The sequence below is a fragment of the Haloarcula rubripromontorii genome, from assembly GCF_001280425.1.
GTDB classification, from domain to species: Archaea; Halobacteriota; Halobacteria; order Halobacteriales; family Haloarculaceae; genus Haloarcula; species Haloarcula rubripromontorii.
Window position 1 is genome coordinate 545,780 of the sequence record NZ_LIUF01000002.1, and the last position, 16,923, is coordinate 562,702.

General features: G+C 62.1%; 15 protein-coding genes. 9 read left to right on the top strand and 6 right to left on the bottom strand.

Annotation, left to right across the window (positions count from 1 at the left end; genetic code table 11):
- Positions 1-75: 75 nt before the first annotated feature.
- Both AMS69_RS07955 and AMS69_RS07960 read right to left on the bottom strand, forming a co-directional pair.
- A complete protein-coding gene (locus AMS69_RS07955) occupies positions 76-2,328 on the bottom strand; it encodes an NADP-dependent malic enzyme (RefSeq protein WP_053967532.1) in 2,253 nt (750 codons plus the stop codon).
- 172 nt (positions 2,329-2,500) lie between these two features.
- Positions 2,501-4,414: a methyl-accepting chemotaxis protein gene (locus AMS69_RS07960; RefSeq protein WP_053967859.1), complete on the bottom strand. Its 1,914-nt coding sequence runs from the start codon at positions 4,412-4,414 to the stop codon at positions 2,501-2,503.
- 128 nt (positions 4,415-4,542) lie between these two features.
- Here AMS69_RS07960 and AMS69_RS07965 point away from each other — a divergent pair, with 128 nt between their 5' ends.
- From AMS69_RS07965 to AMS69_RS07985, 5 genes are all read left to right on the top strand, one after another.
- Complete coding sequence (locus AMS69_RS07965) at positions 4,543-5,031, top strand: COX15/CtaA family protein (RefSeq protein ID WP_053967533.1); 489 nt, start codon at positions 4,543-4,545, stop codon at positions 5,029-5,031.
- A 64-nt stretch (positions 5,032-5,095) separates the two neighbouring features.
- Positions 5,096-5,890 carry a basic amino acid ABC transporter substrate-binding protein gene (locus tag AMS69_RS07970; RefSeq protein WP_053967534.1) on the top strand — a complete coding sequence of 265 codons (795 nt, stop codon included), beginning with the start codon at positions 5,096-5,098 and terminating at the stop codon, positions 5,888-5,890.
- Positions 5,891-5,893: 3 nt separating this feature from the next.
- Entirely contained in the window at positions 5,894-6,574 is a 681-nt protein-coding gene (locus tag AMS69_RS07975) for an amino acid ABC transporter permease (RefSeq protein WP_053967535.1), read from the top strand.
- Positions 6,571-7,323, top strand: coding sequence for an amino acid ABC transporter ATP-binding protein (locus AMS69_RS07980; protein WP_053967536.1), 753 nt, complete (start codon positions 6,571-6,573; stop codon positions 7,321-7,323). Before AMS69_RS07975 ends, AMS69_RS07980 begins: the two co-directional genes overlap by 4 nt.
- 3 nt (positions 7,324-7,326) lie before the next feature.
- Positions 7,327-8,307, top strand: coding sequence for an amino acid ABC transporter permease (locus AMS69_RS07985; RefSeq protein WP_053967537.1), 981 nt, complete (start codon positions 7,327-7,329; stop codon positions 8,305-8,307).
- On the opposite strand, the gene AMS69_RS07990 is transcribed toward AMS69_RS07985, so the two are convergent.
- Positions 8,308-9,825, bottom strand: a complete 1,518-nt coding sequence (locus tag AMS69_RS07990; protein ID WP_053967538.1) for a replication factor C large subunit — start codon at positions 9,823-9,825, stop codon at positions 8,308-8,310.
- 95 nt (positions 9,826-9,920) lie between these two features.
- On the opposite strand from AMS69_RS07990, the gene AMS69_RS07995 reads away from it, so the two are divergent.
- The 3 genes from AMS69_RS07995 (at position 9,921) to AMS69_RS08005 (ending at position 11,599) form a co-directional block, all read left to right on the top strand.
- A complete protein-coding gene (locus AMS69_RS07995) occupies positions 9,921-10,469 on the top strand; it encodes a type IV pilin (RefSeq protein ID WP_077067770.1) in 549 nt (182 codons plus the stop codon).
- Positions 10,470-10,521: 52 nt separating this feature from the next.
- Positions 10,522-11,229 carry a helix-turn-helix domain-containing protein gene (locus AMS69_RS08000; RefSeq protein ID WP_053967539.1) on the top strand — a complete coding sequence of 236 codons (708 nt, stop codon included), beginning with the start codon at positions 10,522-10,524 and terminating at the stop codon, positions 11,227-11,229.
- A 169-nt stretch (positions 11,230-11,398) separates the two neighbouring features.
- On the top strand, positions 11,399-11,599 hold the full coding sequence (locus AMS69_RS08005; protein WP_053967540.1) for a hypothetical protein: 201 nt from the start codon (positions 11,399-11,401) through the stop codon (positions 11,597-11,599).
- A gap of 218 nt (positions 11,600-11,817) precedes the next feature.
- Here AMS69_RS08005 and hmgB read toward each other — a convergent pair whose 3' ends face one another.
- Both hmgB and AMS69_RS08015 read right to left on the bottom strand, forming a co-directional pair.
- A complete protein-coding gene (hmgB, locus tag AMS69_RS08010) occupies positions 11,818-13,155 on the bottom strand; it encodes a hydroxymethylglutaryl-CoA synthase (RefSeq protein ID WP_053967541.1) in 1,338 nt (445 codons plus the stop codon).
- A 98-nt stretch (positions 13,156-13,253) separates the two neighbouring features.
- On the bottom strand, positions 13,254-13,931 hold the full coding sequence (locus tag AMS69_RS08015; protein ID WP_053967542.1) for a hypothetical protein: 678 nt from the start codon (positions 13,929-13,931) through the stop codon (positions 13,254-13,256).
- Between the two features lie 181 nt (positions 13,932-14,112).
- Between AMS69_RS08015 and AMS69_RS08020 the strand changes: the two genes are divergently transcribed.
- The gene (locus AMS69_RS08020) at positions 14,113-14,862 is read left to right on the top strand and encodes a CAP domain-containing protein (protein ID WP_053967543.1); all 750 of its coding nucleotides are present in this window, start codon (positions 14,113-14,115) and stop codon (positions 14,860-14,862) included.
- A gap of 21 nt (positions 14,863-14,883) precedes the next feature.
- Here AMS69_RS08020 and AMS69_RS08025 read toward each other — a convergent pair whose 3' ends face one another.
- A complete protein-coding gene (locus tag AMS69_RS08025; protein ID WP_053967544.1) occupies positions 14,884-16,890 on the bottom strand; it encodes a hypothetical protein in 2,007 nt (668 codons plus the stop codon).
- Positions 16,891-16,923: the final 33 nt, after the last annotated feature.

Genomic DNA, 16,923 nt, shown 5'->3' on the forward strand with positions numbered 1-16,923 from the left:
TTTCGGATGCGATTTCACAGCGAAACGCGCTCTGCGCGTTCTGCAGCAGACAGCGAAAAAAGACGGCCGTATCGGTTACTCCTGTTGGGCGTCGACGACGGCGACGCCGGCGAGGTTCACGATGTCCTTGACCTCGTCGCCGCGCTGGAGGACGTGGACCGGCTTGTCCATGCCGACGAGCATCGGCCCGATGGCCTCAGCCCCGCCCAGCCGCTGGAGGAGCTTGTAACCGATGTTTCCGGCTTCGAGGTTGGGGAAGACGAGGACGTTCGCGGGGTCGTCGAGTTCGGAGAACTCGTAGGTGTCTTGCAGGATGTCCTCGACGACGGCGGTGTCGGCCTGCATCTCCCCGTCGACCGGGAAGTCGACGCGGTCGTCGTCCTGCAGGCGGGATACCGCTCGGCGGATCTTCTTCGTCCCGAGGTTGTCGACGCTGCCGAAGTTGGAGTACGACAGCATCGCCGCCCGCGGTTCGACGTTGAACCGGCGGGCCAGTTCTCCGGTGTGGCGGGTGACCTCCTCCAGCACGTCCGCGTCGGGGTCCTGATTGACCGTGGTGTCGGCACAGAAGATAACGCGGTTCTTGAACGTCAGCATGTACACGCCGGCCGCGTAGTCGGCGTCGTCGGCCGTGCCGATGACCTGCAGCGGCGGGCGCAGGGCCGACGGGTAGTGGTGGGTCAGGCCGGTCAGCATCGCGTCGGCGTCGCCCATCTCGACCATGACGCTGCCGAGGTAGTTCCCGTCCCGAATGAGTTCGTCGGCCTCGCGTCGCGTGATACCTTTCCGCTGGCGGAGTTCGTACAGCCGGTCGGCGTAGTCGGCCACGTCGGCTGTTTCGGGGTCGACGACGACGGGGTCGAACTCAAGCCCGAACTTCCGGCGCGTGGACTCGATGCGGTCGGCGTCGCCAATGAGTATCGGCTCGGCGATACCCTGTTCGACCAGCTGATAGGCTGCGCGGATCATCTTCTCGTCGTGGCCCTCGGCAAGCACGACTCGCTGGGGGTCGCTCTTGGCCTTGTTGAGCACGACGCGCATCATCTCGCGGGACTTGCCAAGCCGGGCTTCGAGTTCCTCGACGTAGGCCTCCGTATCGATTTCCGTCCGTGCCGCGCCACTCTCGATGGCGGCCTCGGCGACTGCGGGCGTCACCTCGAACAGGACTCGCGGGTCCAGTGGTTTCGGAATGATGTAGTCCGGGCCGAACTGCAGGGGCTGGTCGCCGTAGGCCTTGACGACCTCATCGGGCACGTCCTGCTTGGCGAGGTCGGCCAGCGCTCGGGCCGCTGCCACCTTCATCTCCTCGTTGATTTCGGTCGCCCGCACGTCGAGCGCGCCACGGAAGATGAACGGGAACCCGAGGACGTTATTGACCTGATTCGGGTAGTCTGAACGACCGGTCGCCATGATGACCGTGTCGTCGCGGGCGGACTTGGCAGACTCGTAGTCGATTTCTGGATCAGGGTTCGCCATCGCGAAGATGATGGGGTCGCTGGCCATCGACTGCACCATCTCCTGATCAACGATGCCGCCGACGGAGAGCCCGACGAACACGTCGGCCCCGTTCATCGCGTCGGCGAGGTCGCCCTCCGGGATGTCCCGGGCGAACTCCTGTTTGAATCTGTTGAGTTCCTCGTGCGTCGCGCGCTCCTCGGTGATGATACCCGAGGAGTCACACATTGTGATGTTGTCCTTCGAGACGCCCAGCGAGACGTAGAATTTCGCGGACGCAATCGCGGATGCTCCGGCCCCGGAGAAGACGACCTCCAGTTCGTCCAGTTCCTTCCCGGCGATGTCGGCCGCGTTGACGAGCGCCGCGCCGGAGATGATCGCGGTCCCGTGTTGGTCATCGTGGAACACCGGGATGTCGAGTTTCTCGCTGAGCCGGCGCTCGACCTCGAAACACTCCGGGGCGGCAATGTCTTCGAGGTTGATGCCGCCGAAGGTCGGTTCCATCGCCGCCACCGTCTGTATCATCGCCTCGGCGTTGTCCGTGTCCAGTTCCACGTCGAACACGTCGATGTCGGCGAAGCGCTTGAACAGCACGCCCTTGCCTTCCATGACCGGCTTCCCGGCTTCCGGGCCGATGTCGCCGAGGCCGAGCACCGCCGAGCCGTCGGAGACGACGCCCACGAGGTTCCCTTTCGCGGTGTACTCGAAGGCCCGCTCGGGGTCTTCGTCTATCTCGTTACACGGTGCGGCCACGCCGGGCGAGTACGCCAGCGAGAGGTCACGCTGCGTGTTCGTCGGCTTTGTTGTCGCAATCTCTATCTTCCCCGGCGGCTTGCTCCGGTGGTACTCCAGTGCGTCCTCGTCAAGTCCCATACCCGGATGTCGAACCCAACTGTAAAAAAGACAAGTTTACCGTCAACGAACGAGCGGTACAACGACGGTTGTCGAATACCAGCCGGTTGCAGCGGATTTTGCCCCGGTTGTATCCCACCAATTGGAAAATATCCACTGCCGAGACAGCGTCGTACTGGACCGCCTTCGGCTCTCAGTTCGCGTTCGTGAGTTCACCGACTCGGTCGGTCAGTTCGGTGACTGCGTCTTCCTGCTGGTCGGTCGCCTCGACGATCTCCTTCGTCGCAGCCTCGGCCTCCTGGGCGTGGTTCTGCGCGTCTTCGACCATCGAAGTCACGTTCTCGATAGCGCTCGCCTGGTCGTCGTTAGCGTCGGCGACTTCCTGGATACCGCTCGTCGCCTCCTCGACGGCGTCGGAAATCTCGTCCAGCGCATCCAGCGCGTCCTCGATCTCCGACTCCGCACGCTCGACCTGCTCGTGGGACGTCTCGACCATTTCGGCTGTCTCGGTCGCCTGGTCCTGAATCGTGGTAATGCTCGTCGAGATCTCGGAAGCGTGCTCGCTCGTCTCATTCGCGAGTGTCTTCACCTCGTCGGCCACGACAGCGAACCCGCTCCCGCTTTCACCGGCCCGGGCCGCTTCGATGTTGGCGTTCAGTGCGAGCATGTTCGTCTGCTCTGCCACGTCGGCGATTATCTCGACGATCTCGCTCACCTCGTCCATCTGGTCGTCGAGATCGGTGACGGTGTCCACAAGGTCGTCGCTCGTTTCGGCAAGCCCATCGGTGACATCCATGACCGCTTCACCGGCCGCTGACCCGTCTTCCGCGGCTGCCTTCGCGCGCTGTGCTGCTGAGGCCACTTCGCTGGACGTTGCGGCGACCTCTTCCATCCCGGCCCCGATGTTCTGAATGTTGTCGGCCGCTTGGGTGAGGGAGTCGGTCTGTTCGGTAACCCGACTTTCGACGGCCTCTGCGGACGAATTCGCCTGTTCGATAGTGACCGCCAGCTGCTGGGCCTGCTCGTCCACTTGGTCTGCCAGCTCCTCGACCTGTTCTGCCATATCGTTGAGCGACCCGATGACTTCGTACAGCTGATCGTCGACGTACTCGCCGCCGTCGGTCCGGTCGAACGACGCCCGGGCGTCGAGGCGGCCGTTCTTGAGTGCAGCCATGGTCGATTTGACTTCTTCGACCAGGTTCGTCACCGCCTCGTGGCGCTTGGCCTCGTCGGTCCGGTCCTGTACCATCTCGACGACCGCGATGAGTTCGTCGTTCTCGTCGTAGATGGGGGCGGCACTGAACGAGATGTTGCGCTCGTTGCCGTGCTGGTCGGCCATCACGCTCGTATCGCGGTACAGCGTGAAGTCCTCGTCCTCGACCTTTGGCACGTCGTACTTCTTGTGGGTCGTCTCCGGAGCGTCGAGGACCTTGTCGGCGAGGGTCTTGCCGCGTCGACCGTCCGGATAGAACGCCATGCTCGCCATTTCCATCTCCTTTGCTTCGGCTTCGGAGACGCCAGTCAGGTTTTCGATCGAACTGTTCCAGCTGCGGATATCACCGTTCGTGTCCAGCACAAAGAGCGGCGTCCCGATATGCTGCAGTACGTCGTGGTAGTCGAACCCGCCGGTAGCGTTGCTTTCAGCTGTAGAGCCAGTGAAAGCGTCGATACCGGCCTGGGTGACAGACTGTGTCGTTTCCAGCCCTTCGTGAAGCTCCGCCTCGACAGTGTTGATAGCATCCTGTGCATCCGGGCCGAGTTCGTTCCGAAGCTGTTCGAACGCACTTTCGACGAGCGATTCCGTGACAAAGCCCTGGGTGGCGATGAACTCACGCTGGCTTATGCCGGCGGTTTCGTAGTCGTCAATCAGCGCCCGGAGTTCGTCAGGTTCGAGTTCGAACTGCCGCTCGACGTGCTGTGACCCGATAGCGGCCGTATCCTGGTCGTCGAAGCGATCAGTGAGGCGTGGCGAGTTCGGGTCAAGGGCGTCGGTCAGAAAGCGAGTTTGTCCGTCACTCGCGACGAATCCGCCGTCCGCCCGTCTGGCCGCAGCGTCCGGAGAACGGGACCGCTGGCCGGAGAGATAGGTGCGGATCTGCTCGAACATAAGGTAGCTATGTTCCATTCCACCACACCTGTAGATAAAGATGACTCCGAGAGTATCAGTAAAGATAATTGTACTCGGCGATCGAGCGCGAAAAGAGAGCATAAGTACGTGCAACCGAAGGTCTAGGTATGACCACCCGTTTCCGCCGACTGGTGGCGACGACGACGGTGCTGACGTTCGCACTCATCCTGCTCGGCGTGTACACCGGTGCTATCGGTGCCGGGCTGACCTGTGAGGCACGCTGGCCGTTCTGTGACGGCTGGATGGGGCTGTTCCCCGCAAACTGGGCGAGCTTCGTCGAGTGGTTCCACCGTTTAGTCGCCATGATCACTGGCTTTGGCATCCTCGGTTCGACCATCGCCGCGTGGCGCGGTGAGTACAGCCGGCGGATCAAACTCGCGACAGGTGTCGCTACGGTCGTGCTCCCGGTGCAGATTCTCCTCGGCGCGAACACCATCTTCAACTTCGGTGCCACGGCGCAGGTACTCCACCACGGGGCTGCACAGCTCATCTTCGGCGCGATGGTCGCGGCGACGGCGTGGGCCTACACCGATACGGCGGAGTCGCCGTCGGTACAATCGACCGAGACCCAGCACACAGCACGCGCTGACGATTGAACACGCGTCCCACCTCCGTGGGTAACACGTAAGATATATTCCGGTCTGTCGTGTGGTGAGGACTATGTCAGACAACGGCCTTTCACGACGCCAGTACCTCTCCACAGTCGGTGGAACTGCAGTAACTGTCTCGCTCGCTGGTTGTTTCGGGGGCGGTGGCGGCGACGGCGGCGCTACCGAAATCACTGCCGGAACTGCACCGGGGTTCCCCCCGTTCGAGATGAAACAGGACGGCGAACTCGTCGGGTTCGACATCGACCTGCTTGAAGCAGTCGTCGACGAGACCGACTACACCCTTGCCGGCTGGGAAGAGTTCGAGTTCAAGTCTCTGATCCCGGCGCTGACGAACGAGAATATCGACGTAGTCGCCGCGGGGATGACGATCAACGACGAGCGTGACGAAACCATCGACTTCACTGATCCGTACTACAGTTCGAACCAGGCGATTGTCGTCCGCGAGGACGGCGACTTCTCACCGGAGTCGATGTCGGACCTTTCCGGGCGCCCAATCGGCGCACAGAAGGGCACGACGGGCGAGAGTACGGTCCAGTCGGAACTCATCGAACCGGGGAACCTCGACGAGTCGAACTACAATTCCTATGGCAACTACGTGCTGGCAGTCGAAGACCTCCAGAACGGCAACATCGACGCCGTCGTCATCGACGAGCCGGTCGCCCAGACCTTCGCCGCACAGCGTCCGGTCACCATCGCCTTCACGTACGAGACGGGTGAGAACTTCGGGTTCGGCGTCCGGGAGGGCGACGACGAGTTCACCCAGGCGCTCAACGATGGCCTGTCCACAGTCCGGGACGGGAACACGTATCAGGACCTGACGAACAAGTGGTTCGGCCAGCAGTAACCGATGCCACCGCTCCCGTTGCAGAGCGACTGGGCGTTTGTCGCCGGGAACCTCGACCTGCTACTCGCAGGCACGGGTGTCACGGTCGGCCTGACAGCCGCGAGTATTCTGCTCGGCTTTCTGCTCGGCTTTCCGGCGGGAGCCGTTGAGGTGTACGGCCGTGGGCCGCTCAAACGCGCCGTCGAGACGGCCGGGGTTGTCCTTCGCGGCACGCCGCTGCTCGTCATCATTATCCTGCTGTTCTTCGGGCTCTCGGTGTCGAGCAGCGCCTTCGTGACGGCGACTATCGCGCTTGGACTCCGGAGTGGTGCGTATCAGTCACAGATCTTCCGCGGCGCGCTCCAGAGCGTCGACGAAGGACAACTGGAAGCCGCTCGCGCCGTCGGCATGGGCCGGCTCCAGGCCATCCGTAGCGTCGTCGTACCCCAGGCACTCCGCCGGAGCGTGCCCGGTTTCCAGAACGAGTTCACGATTGTCCTGAAAGACACGAGTATCGCCATCGTCATCGGCCTTGGCGAACTGCTAACTGTCGGCCAGAACCTCTACCAGGGCGGTCAAAGCACCGCTGCGCTTGAGATTTTCCTGACTGTGAGCCTCATTTACTTCGTTCTCACGTTCGTGACGAACCGCTCGCTCGATTACGTCGACGACCGCTTCAGCATCCCCGGAGGTGAGCGTGCATGAGTGGTCCGTTGCTGGAACTTGACGACGTGTACAAGTCCTACGGCGATGAACAGGTCCTCTCGGGCGTCAGCTTCGAGATGGACGCTGGCGATGTCGACGTGGTTATCGGCCCCAGCGGGAGCGGCAAGTCGACGATGCTCCGCTGTGTGAACCGCCTCACTGAGATCGACAGCGGCGACATATACCTCGACGGCGGCTGCGTCACCGACGCCGACACCGACGTAAACGAACTCCGAAAACAGGTCGGGATGGTGTTTCAGGATTTCAACCTCTTTGCCCATCTCACGGCGCTCGGGAACGTCACACTCGGCCTGCGGAAAGTCCGCGGCATGGACAAATCGGCGGCCCAGGAGAAGGGCTACGAGCATCTGGAACAGGTCGGACTGCTGGATCAGGCCGATTCTTATCCTGCCGAACTCTCCGGCGGGCAGAAACAGCGCGTCGGCATCGCCCGCGCGCTCGCCATGGACCCGAAGCTCCTGCTGTTCGACGAGCCGACCAGCGCGCTCGACCCCGAACTCGTTGGCGAAGTCGTCGAGGTAATGCGCGACCTCGCCGCCGAAGGCATCACGATGCTCGTCGTCAGCCACGAGATGGGATTCGCGCGGTCGGCGGCGTCGGACATCATCTTCCTCGATGACGGGCGCATCGTCGAACACGGCCCGCCGGAACAGCTGTTCGAGAACCCAGAGGCGGCACGGACCGGCGAGTTCCTCAGTCGCTTGGAGACGACCCACGAGGGGGAGTGACCCATGGGGACGCCGGAGTCAACGACCGCCGGGCGAACCCTCCGCGCCCGCGCCGCCGGGCTGACCGAGCAGCCCCTGACGCTGCTTACTGTCGCCGTCTTCTGGACGTGGCTCGTCGTGCGCTGGACGAACGACTTCCTGCTGGATGGGGCGCTCATCGAGCGCAATACGTCGTTCTTCCCGACTGCCCCGTTCGAGTCGATTGCGTCGACGCTCGGCGGTCTCGCGACGAGTCTCGGTCCGGTCGGGATCCCCATCGGGTGGGTCGCCGGCTTCTTCGAGTTTCTGGCCGCGTCGATTCCATACCTGCCGCAACTGGCGACCGGCGTGTGGGCCACGATACTGCTGACGGTGCTCGGCATCGCGCTTGGGTTCCTCATCGCTGTCCCGCTTAGCGTCGCGCGGGTGTACGGCGGGTCCGTCACCCGTCTGGTCGCGCTGGCGTACACTGAACTGTTCCGTGGGACGCCGCTGCTCGCTCAGTTGTTCGTCCTCTACTTCGCGACGCCGCTGACTGCAATCATCCGCGAGCTGCCCACGGTCGGGACCGGATTCATCCCCGCACAGGCGTTCTGGGTGGCCGTTATCGCGTTCATGCTCAACAGCGCCGCCTACCAGTCGGAGTACATCCGCTCGGCGCTGAACTCCGTCCCGGAGGGGCAACTCACCGCCGCGCGCGCCATCGGCCTCTCGAAGGTCGATGGAATACGGCACGTCGTCCTGCCACAGGGCCTGCGCTACGCGATTCCGGGCTGGTCGAACGAACTGGTGTACCTCATCAAGTACTCGTCGCTTGCGAGTTTCATCACTGTCCGTGAACTGTTCGAACGGACCGACGCCATCGCCAGCGAGACCTACCGGTACACGGAACTGTTCGTCCTCGCCGGCCTGCTGTATCTGGCGCTGGTGCTCTCGGCGTCGCTCCTGATGGACTACGTCGAGAATCGGGTCGCGATTCCCGGCCTCGGCACGACCAGCCGATGACTACATAAAGTCAGAAAGGCCGGACTGCTGATCGTCGTCTTCGGCTGCTTCGCTCGCTGCTTCCGTCTCGTCGTCGGTCGTGGTGTCGTCCCCGGCGGCGTCGGAGCCAGCGTCATCGTCCGCCGCAAGCGTCACCTGCTGTTCGCCGGTGTCATCGTCAGCGCTGGTATCCGGACTCTGGGTATCTGTACCGGGTTCGCCGTCGGCACTCGCACCCTCGAACGCTCCGCCGGAGTGTTCGACGGCAGCTTCCTCCTTGAGCGTCTCGGCGTCAGCGACGATATCCTGCACCTTGTTCGTGTCTTTGCCAGACCCGGTGACGAAAGAGACGTGCTCGGCCTCCATGTCGTAGGTCGCCGCCATTGCCACCGTCAGGTCCCGGTTCCGGCAGTGGTGAGTCATCGTCGAGAGGAACGGCATGATCTCCCGGCGGGCGGTCCGCATCGACACGCCGTCGATAGCGGCGATCTGCTGGGCGACGTAGTCCCGGGTGTTCCGTGTCCCCTTCGACCGGCCGAGCTTCGACCAGTAGCTCGGCGGGCCGTAGCGGGTCCAGCCGCCCTTTGTCCCGTCCCGCGCCGCGGCGACGCCAGCGGTCATGTTGTCACCGGCGTACCGCCAGAAGGAGTAGTTCTGCGTCTCGCGCACGCGGCCGAGCCACTGGTCGGCGTTCGAGAGGAACTCGTAGGCCCGGACCAGTTCGGCCCCCTCGTAGTCCTTGGGCATGTTGTCCTCGATCCAGTTGATGAGGTCGTCCGGCGTCTCGTCCACGTCGTAACTGGCCTCTAGAGCCTCCTGCGCGCCGGCCTCCTTGAGTACCACGTCGAGGTACTCGAAGATTCCCTCGGTCGTATCGCGCTCGCCGGTCACCACGTCGTCGGCGGTTAGCCGCTCTGTCGTTTCGGCGATGGCCTGCAGATCTTTGACCGCGCCTCGCAGGTCGCCGCTGTTCTGCTCGGCGAGGTCTTGCAGCGCGTCGGACTCGTACTCGACGCCTTCTTGACGACAGAGGTCACGGAGGACGGGGACGATAGAGCGAGGTGAGACATCCCGGAACTCGATGTCCTGGCAGTTGTTTCGCAAGCCGTTTGACATCTCGTAGTACTCGTTGGCGATGAGGATCATCGGCTGGCTGGCCTCCTTCACAAGGGCCGTGATCGCTCGTGCGCCCCCGCGGTCGGCGTTGCCGTGGATGTTGTCCGCCTCGTCCATGATGACGAGCCGACGGCCGCCACCGCCAGCGGTCAGCGTCCCTGACTTGGCCGCCTCGCCGGCAACCCGATTGATAACGTCCTTGGTCCGGGAGTCGCTGGCGTTGAGTTCGATGGTCGGCCACCCCATATCGTTTGCCAGCGCGTGGGCAGCCGAAGTCTTCCCGATGCCCGGGGAGCCATAGAGAATGACCGCCTCACGGTGGTCGTCCCACGTCTCCGCCCACTCTTTCAGTGCGTCGCGGGCCTTGTCGTTGCCCCGCACCTCCGACAGCGTCGTCGGGCGGTACTTCTCCGTCCAATCCATTGGCTCGTTGTTGGTGCGACCGGCGTTTAGGGATTGCGGAGCGGTGCCGGTCCACTACTGAGATTTTTATTGAAAGCAACGGACAGTGTGGTCCAGTGGCCAGACGAAATCTCCATTCTGACCATCGCGGCGTCAGTCCTGTCGTCGGCGTAGGCCTCATGCTCGCGATTAGCGTCTTTCTGGCAGCGACAGTCGGCAGTGTTGTGTTCACTGCAAGCAGCGACCTGACCCAGCGGACGCCTACCGTTGCCCGCTCGACAGGAGAGTTCGTGACTGGGCCGTCAGGTGGGTGTGGCGAGAACACGGTGACGATTCGACACGCTGGCGGCGACCCGGTTCCGGCCGACGAACTGGAAATCGCCGTCGCAATCGCCGACGCCGACGCCCGTCTCGTCGACCTGCCGGTCCCCGGGACGGCACTGTCTGCGAGCAACACCGACGACCCGGACAACGCCGTCTACGACTACTGTGTCGGCGGTGTCATCGCTAATGGCGGCCAGCGGTGGTCTGCGGGCCGGGTAATCAGGTTCCAGCTGAACGCCGGCGGTGGGACCGTCGAACCGGGCGACAGCATCGAAGTACGCGTCGTTCACACCCCTTCGAACGGCGTCCTTGCCGCGGTCGAACTGACCGCTCGCCGGTAAGCGCCCGTGGTTCCGATACCCTTTTATTCGCGACCCCCCAGCGTGTGAACTAATGGCAGGGGGCGCACGCGATGACCTCGCGGAAAAAATGGCGGGCGAGGTGGCACTGAGCGACGACCCAGGGGCGACTCTGCGGAAGTGGCGTACCGACTTCGACGTTGCACAGACCGAACTCGCCGACGAACTCGATGTCTCCCCGTCCGTGGTCTCGGACTACGAGAGCGGCCGGCGTGACAACCCCGGTATCGGCGTTGTCAGGCGACTCGTCGTCGCATTACTCGACATCGACGAGAACCGCGGCGGCGACCACATCCGCCAGCACGCCCGCGTGCTCTCGGCTGGATTCGACAGCGACGTGGTCCACGACCTCCGCGAATACTCCGCGAATGTGGGCGTCGAGCGCGTCTACGACGCCATCGACGCCGAGGAACTGTTCCGGGGTAGTCAGGACACCGTGGCGGGCCACACCGTCATCAACTCTATCGCCGCCATTACGCGGCTCTCCTCCGACGAGTTCTACCAGCTATACGGTCAGTCGACGAACCGCGCGCTCGTGTTCACGAACGTGACCCGCGGCGAATCCCCACTGGTCGCGCTCCGGGTCGTCTCACCGACGCCCAACGCGGTGATCCTTCACGGGCTCGACGACGAGGCCGTCTGGGAACACGCACAGGACCTCGCCCGCATCGACGACTTTTCGCTGGCGATTACCGATACCGATCTGGAGGAACTGCTGGGCGGTCTTCGAAACCTTCCCTGAGCGGGTCCGGGTCTGGCCGTACTATCTCGCGCCTATCGAGAGATTCTCCGGAAAACGACTATCGTCGTGTACGCTCCCTTTGGTCACTAAACGGGGTGACACGGCGGTTCCGTCGGACTGCAATGTTTCCAAGAGTAATTACTTTGATATCGAGGTGTCATGTCCACGCATGGTACAATTTAGCTATCTTATCCTCTGGGCGTTCGCCGGTTTTGGACTGCTTGTTGCTGCCTCGTTCGCCGGTTTTGGACTGCTTGTTGCTGCCTCGTTCGCCGGGACGATGCTTGCGCTTCAATACTACAACAGTGGGCGGACGCTCTCTGTCTCTCTCGATGACATTGTTAGCCGCCTCAACAACGATAAGCCGTAGTTGGGTACTGTATACTGTCCAGTGCGGTACAAATAGAAGTCCGCGTATCGACGACAACAGACGGAACGCCTCTCGCTACGTTTCCACGCCTCCCTTCGGTCGCCGTTCCGATTCGGGGGCCGCTCGCTGCGTTCGCGCCCCTCGCTATTCCTCCACGGCTCCCGGCGGTCGCCGTTTCGGTTCGAGGTTCTCACTCGCGTTGCTCGCTCCGAACCTCGCTACTCCACGTACCGATATTTCCGCTCACCCATCCGGCCCCAGCCGTCGAAGGCGAACTCGTTTTCGGGGGCGGTGAACTCCTCGACATCGGTCTCAGTCTCGTGATTATGGACGTCGTGGACCTGTTCGTACTCGGCGAAGGAGAGCTCGTAACGGTTCCGGATCTGTTCTTCGATGTCGAGCGCGCCGATTTCTGCCTCCCACCCGGGGACGACGGTCTCGGCGTGAACTTCCGCCTGCGCGCCGGACCCGTAGGAGGCAACTAACAATCGGGCCTCGTCCAGATCCAGTCCGTTCTCACGGGCGTGTTTCAGCCCGGAGACACGGGCGATGTGGACAGAGCCGGTGTACCAGTTGCCGACCTCGCGGGAGATCTCGAGCGTCGGCTCGATGGTATTTGCGTACCAGTCCTGATAGCGCTCAGTTTCGGTGAGTGCGTCGGTGTACTCTTTGATCGCCGCATGGAACTCGTCGTCTGTCTCGAAGTCCGAACGCATGGGCTGGTGACCGATTTCCTCGGCCAGCAGGTCACCCACGTCCGTGCCGCGAACGATGTGTCGGTAGCCAAGCGCTGCGGCCTTCCGGACCATCCCCGGGAACGGCGTGTGGAAGGGAATCATCTCGTAGTCGCCCGGGTGGATGTCGCCGGCTACCTCGGCGAAGTCTTCCAGTGCCTCGCGCATACGGGCGAGGTAGACGTTTACCGAGCGCTTGCCGTCGACGGACGGGAACTGCTGATTTGGCTTGAGAAAGTCAGTTTCGTCGGCGCTGCCGTACCCCTGTTCGGCAGAGAGTTCGACCAGACTCGGGTCTTCGTCGACGAGCATCGCCACCGCGCCGGCCCCCTGCGTGGCCTCGCCAGGGTCGTCGCGGGCGTACAGAGCGGTGTCAGTAGCGATGACGAGCGCGGCTCGACCGCGGTTTCGTCCGGCGCGAATCCAGTTGTAGGCGTCGTCGAGGCTCTGTGTCCCGGAGATACAGGCGAACTTCCGCTCGCCCTTGTTGGCGTGGTGGAAGTTCTCGTCGTACACCTGTTCGAGACAGCCCGCGATGTACGTCGAGACGGGTTTTGAGTTGTCGAAAGCGCTCTCGGTCGCTACGTCGATACGGCCGATATCTTCCGGCGTCAGCCCCTTGCGCTCCATCAGGCGATGGGCCGCGTTCGCCCCCATCGTGACGATGTCCTCGTACACGTCGGGGAACGACGACGCGCGCAGGCCCAGTCCCTTCGTGTACTTCCCCGGATCGTCTCCCTGAGCCGGCGCGAATGTCTCAGCGAGGTCGAGTTTGAGTTTCCCGGTCCAGATCTCCATGGCGTCGATACCGACTGCAGTCATGAGTCTAACGTCAGCGTGGATGTATATGGGCTTGTCGACTGGTCTTTCGACGATTGCCTAGTATTGCGTCGATAAGGCGCGACCGATCTGCAAGGTGGTTACTCGGTGGCTGCCGGCTTCGTATTAAAAGAGAAATCGACCAGACACTCGTCTTCGAGAACGTCGTACGGCTCACTTGGTGACGGAACGGCACGCGACCAGTCGGTGTTGTTGACTACGAGCCGATACGTTCCCGGCTCGATGGTAATCCGGTTGTCGCGGATGTTCGTCTTGTGGAACCGTGACACCTCACCAGCGTACCGGGCCCGGTAGCGGCTCTGGAACGCCCGGTACTCTTCTTCGGTGAACAGAATGACATCCACGGCCGGGCCGCGCCGAACGATGAGGTCGTAGCTGAGCGTCGTCTGGCCAGTCGCGTCGACTGTGAAATCTTCATACTCGTTTTCTTCCAATCGGAACGTCGTATCAACCGACCGGTGGTTCGGTTCGGGTGTCGGCGTCTGTGTCTCGGTTTCGACCTGCAGCCGTGCCGACGTTTCCGTCGTGCTGTTCGTTTGCGACGCCTCGGCGCGCTGTGCTGTTGAAGCGTTTGCCGGAGCAGCACTATTCGCTGTCGAGGCAGTGCCGACACGATCAGCTGTCGAAGTTCGTTGTGACGCTGTCGGTTCCGGGACTGGCGTCGTCTCGGACTCCTCTTCAGGTCGATTCCCGAGACAGCCGGCAGAGAGCGCGGCGAGCACCGAGGCTCCGAAGCCGCGCCGCGACAGGTCACCCATACCTCAGGACACTCATCCACAGTAAAGATGTTTACGGGCAGGTTCTCGTCGCTGGTAATTGGATCGCCGCTCCCTCCCAAACATATTTGTGGAGAGAGAGCCGATTCTACGCCGTTCGAGACGGTCCCGAGATAACTGTATTCCAGATATCATTTCTCGGAACCGAACAGGAACGTTTCATATGAACAGATCGGTCATCACACTCGGAGTAGTGGTTCTGGCGGTACTCAGTGTCTCGGGACTTGCAGGGGTAGCAGTCGAGGGATCGCTTGGCGCAGACGCGACCCAGCCAGCCCCGACAGAGTCCGTGGAAGCGTCGTCGGCGACGACTTCCCATACGGACAGTGTCGCATCCGACACGTCACGCAGTGAGAAAACTGCGGCCGTGGTCACACAGTCCACGGAGGCTCCCTCGACGCCGGAAGCGGGACAGTCCACACCAACAGACCCGGAGACAGATATCGATACGGCCCGCCTCGAAGAGCGGCTCGTAGCGGCAATCAATGACCGACGCGGCAACCCGGTTGCCAACGACGCTTTCGACGGCTCGCTCTCGGACGAGACCAAAACCGGACAGACGCTCTCAGCGATGGCCGGCAACCACAGCGAGCGAATGGCTGCACAGGGGTTTGCCTCCCCGATTGCGAACGGGTCAGACACGGCAGACCGGTATGCAGCCGCCGGACTGTCCGAGCAGTGTCGCCTCCGTCACGAAGGCAATGCGTATCTCCGCCCGGTGACCGACCTCGAACTGGTCACGAGCATCGACCCGAACGGGGCGAACGCGACCCGGACGGCGAACGCCGTCGCCGACCACTGGTTCGACCTCTCCGGTCCCCGTGACACGCTGTACGTGGCGAACGCGAACCACATCGGCGTCGGCGCGGCGACCGCCGACGGCGTCGTCTACATTACCGTGAATCTCTGCTGAGACCGGTGACAGAGGCGGCCGTTACGGCACCTCTTTGCGGATAGTATCGGCATTACCTCCCGAGTCAATGACTCGAAGTGCTACGGTTGTGCCGGAGTCTACCTTTCTGTTCTGCACCGTCTGGCCGCTCGCATCGTCAAAGATACCGTCGCCATCGAGATCCCACTCGTAGGTCACGGTGTCTCCCTGCGGGTCGTTAGACGGACCGGCATCGAAATCCCACTTGTCGTTCGACTCCGGTCCGTTGGACGCTATTGTGAAGTCGGCGTTCGGTTGCTCGTTCGTGTTTGCGCCGCCCGGGGTGACCGTGAACATCTTCGAACCAGTACCGCCACTTGCCAGCTCGTAAGTGACTGTTATCGTGACGCTCTCGCCGGTCATATCGATTTCGGAGGAGCCAAACAAAGTGTCTTGGACGAACTCGAACAGGTGGAACGTCGCAGTTGATGTGTCGGACAGTACCGGATTTGGACCGTTCAGGCCGCCATCACTGTCGACATCGACAGTTCGTGGGACATCTGTTCCGCCACCGAAGTCGGTATGTCCATCCGTGTCTGCCTGGATATATATCTCATTCTCCTGTGGTGCCGGGGGACGGTCGTTGCTAAAGCTGTCGCTGAGTCGGATTATATCGTCATTAACGGGGTCGATTGCTACCGTTGTTATTGTGATCTCCTCAGCCAATTCATTGGTGACGGTAAACTGGACGCCACCGTCAGTGCCCCCGTTGCTATCGAGGGCAACAGCGTCCTCGTTGTAGATGAGGCCACTGGTGCCGGATCCACCACCGGATCCTTGGTTTGCCTCCGTCACCGTCACCGGAATCGAGACATTTTCTGGGGTCTCCCCATCGAACGACCCGTCGATTTCATCGAGGCTGAACTGGACAGTGGCTGTTCCAGTTGCCGTCGACTGACTTGCCTCGTAGATAAACTTGACACGACCGTCGCTGTCGGACGACTCTGTATCTGTGGTAAGCGACCCCGCGTTATTCCCGTCCACTGAGCCGTTAACTTCGATATCGCTTACGGGGTTGTTGTACGCATCCCGAACCTCCAGCACAATCTCTTCGCTTTCGCCTTTCGCGACCGTAATATTCTCACTACCGACAGTGGTGAGGTACGCCTCACTCTCAGAAGTCACACGAGTGCCGACACCCGCTTTCGCCATCTTCAGGCGGTAGTTCACCCCTCGTTCAAACACGACGGTGATGTTGTAGAGCGAGCCGGGTCCCTCGGCACCGGTGACGCTCGCGACGTACCGTTCGTTGCTCATGTCGCCCGGATTCGGGTCGATCTGGTCTTCAAGAAGGACACTCCACTCCGACGCTGGGAGCCGAGAGAGAAACGACACTGAGACGTTCGATGTCGCCGTCGTATTTGTTACGCGAACCGTCCGGGACGACTGGGATTTCGGCTCTATGTCGACCGTGACCGAATCGCTTGCCGAGCGGCTCATCGACCCATTGACTGTGACCAGTGTGATGTCACGGCCATCGACCATCGCCTGCTCCGAGAGCGTGATGTTCCCCTCGCGGAACTGGTTGTAGACGACCGAGTGCTCGTAGACGGTCTCCGGGGCCTCCCCGTAGACGTTGTACTCCGGCTTGTAAGCGACAGCGCCCGTGTTGTAGTGCCGCGGCGTGGCTCCGTCCCAGTAATCTGCTGTCTCAGGGGTAATCGCCTCTGCGTTGCGAACCGTGAGATTTTGCGACTCATTGCTGGTCCCGTCCGTGTACAGTAACCCCGACGGCGGCCCGGGATTCGTCGCCACCAGCCGACTCGGGTATCGGGTCCCCAACTGGACTGAGACGGCTTGCTGGCTCGGCTGTCCCGGAACAGAGACGATGGCGTTTCGCAGGTCCTGTAGTTGCGTTTGCACCTGCTGATTGTGGTTGAACTCCACCTCCCGGTTTTGCTCCGGCACGGCAAACGCCTGGTACGATGAGAAGGCGATGATAAGCACGCCAAACAGCAGCACAGCCCCAACCTGTACTGACTGCGCACGCTCATCGCCCATGAAAGTCATGCCGATGAGTTGCGGAGACGGCGGTAAAAACCT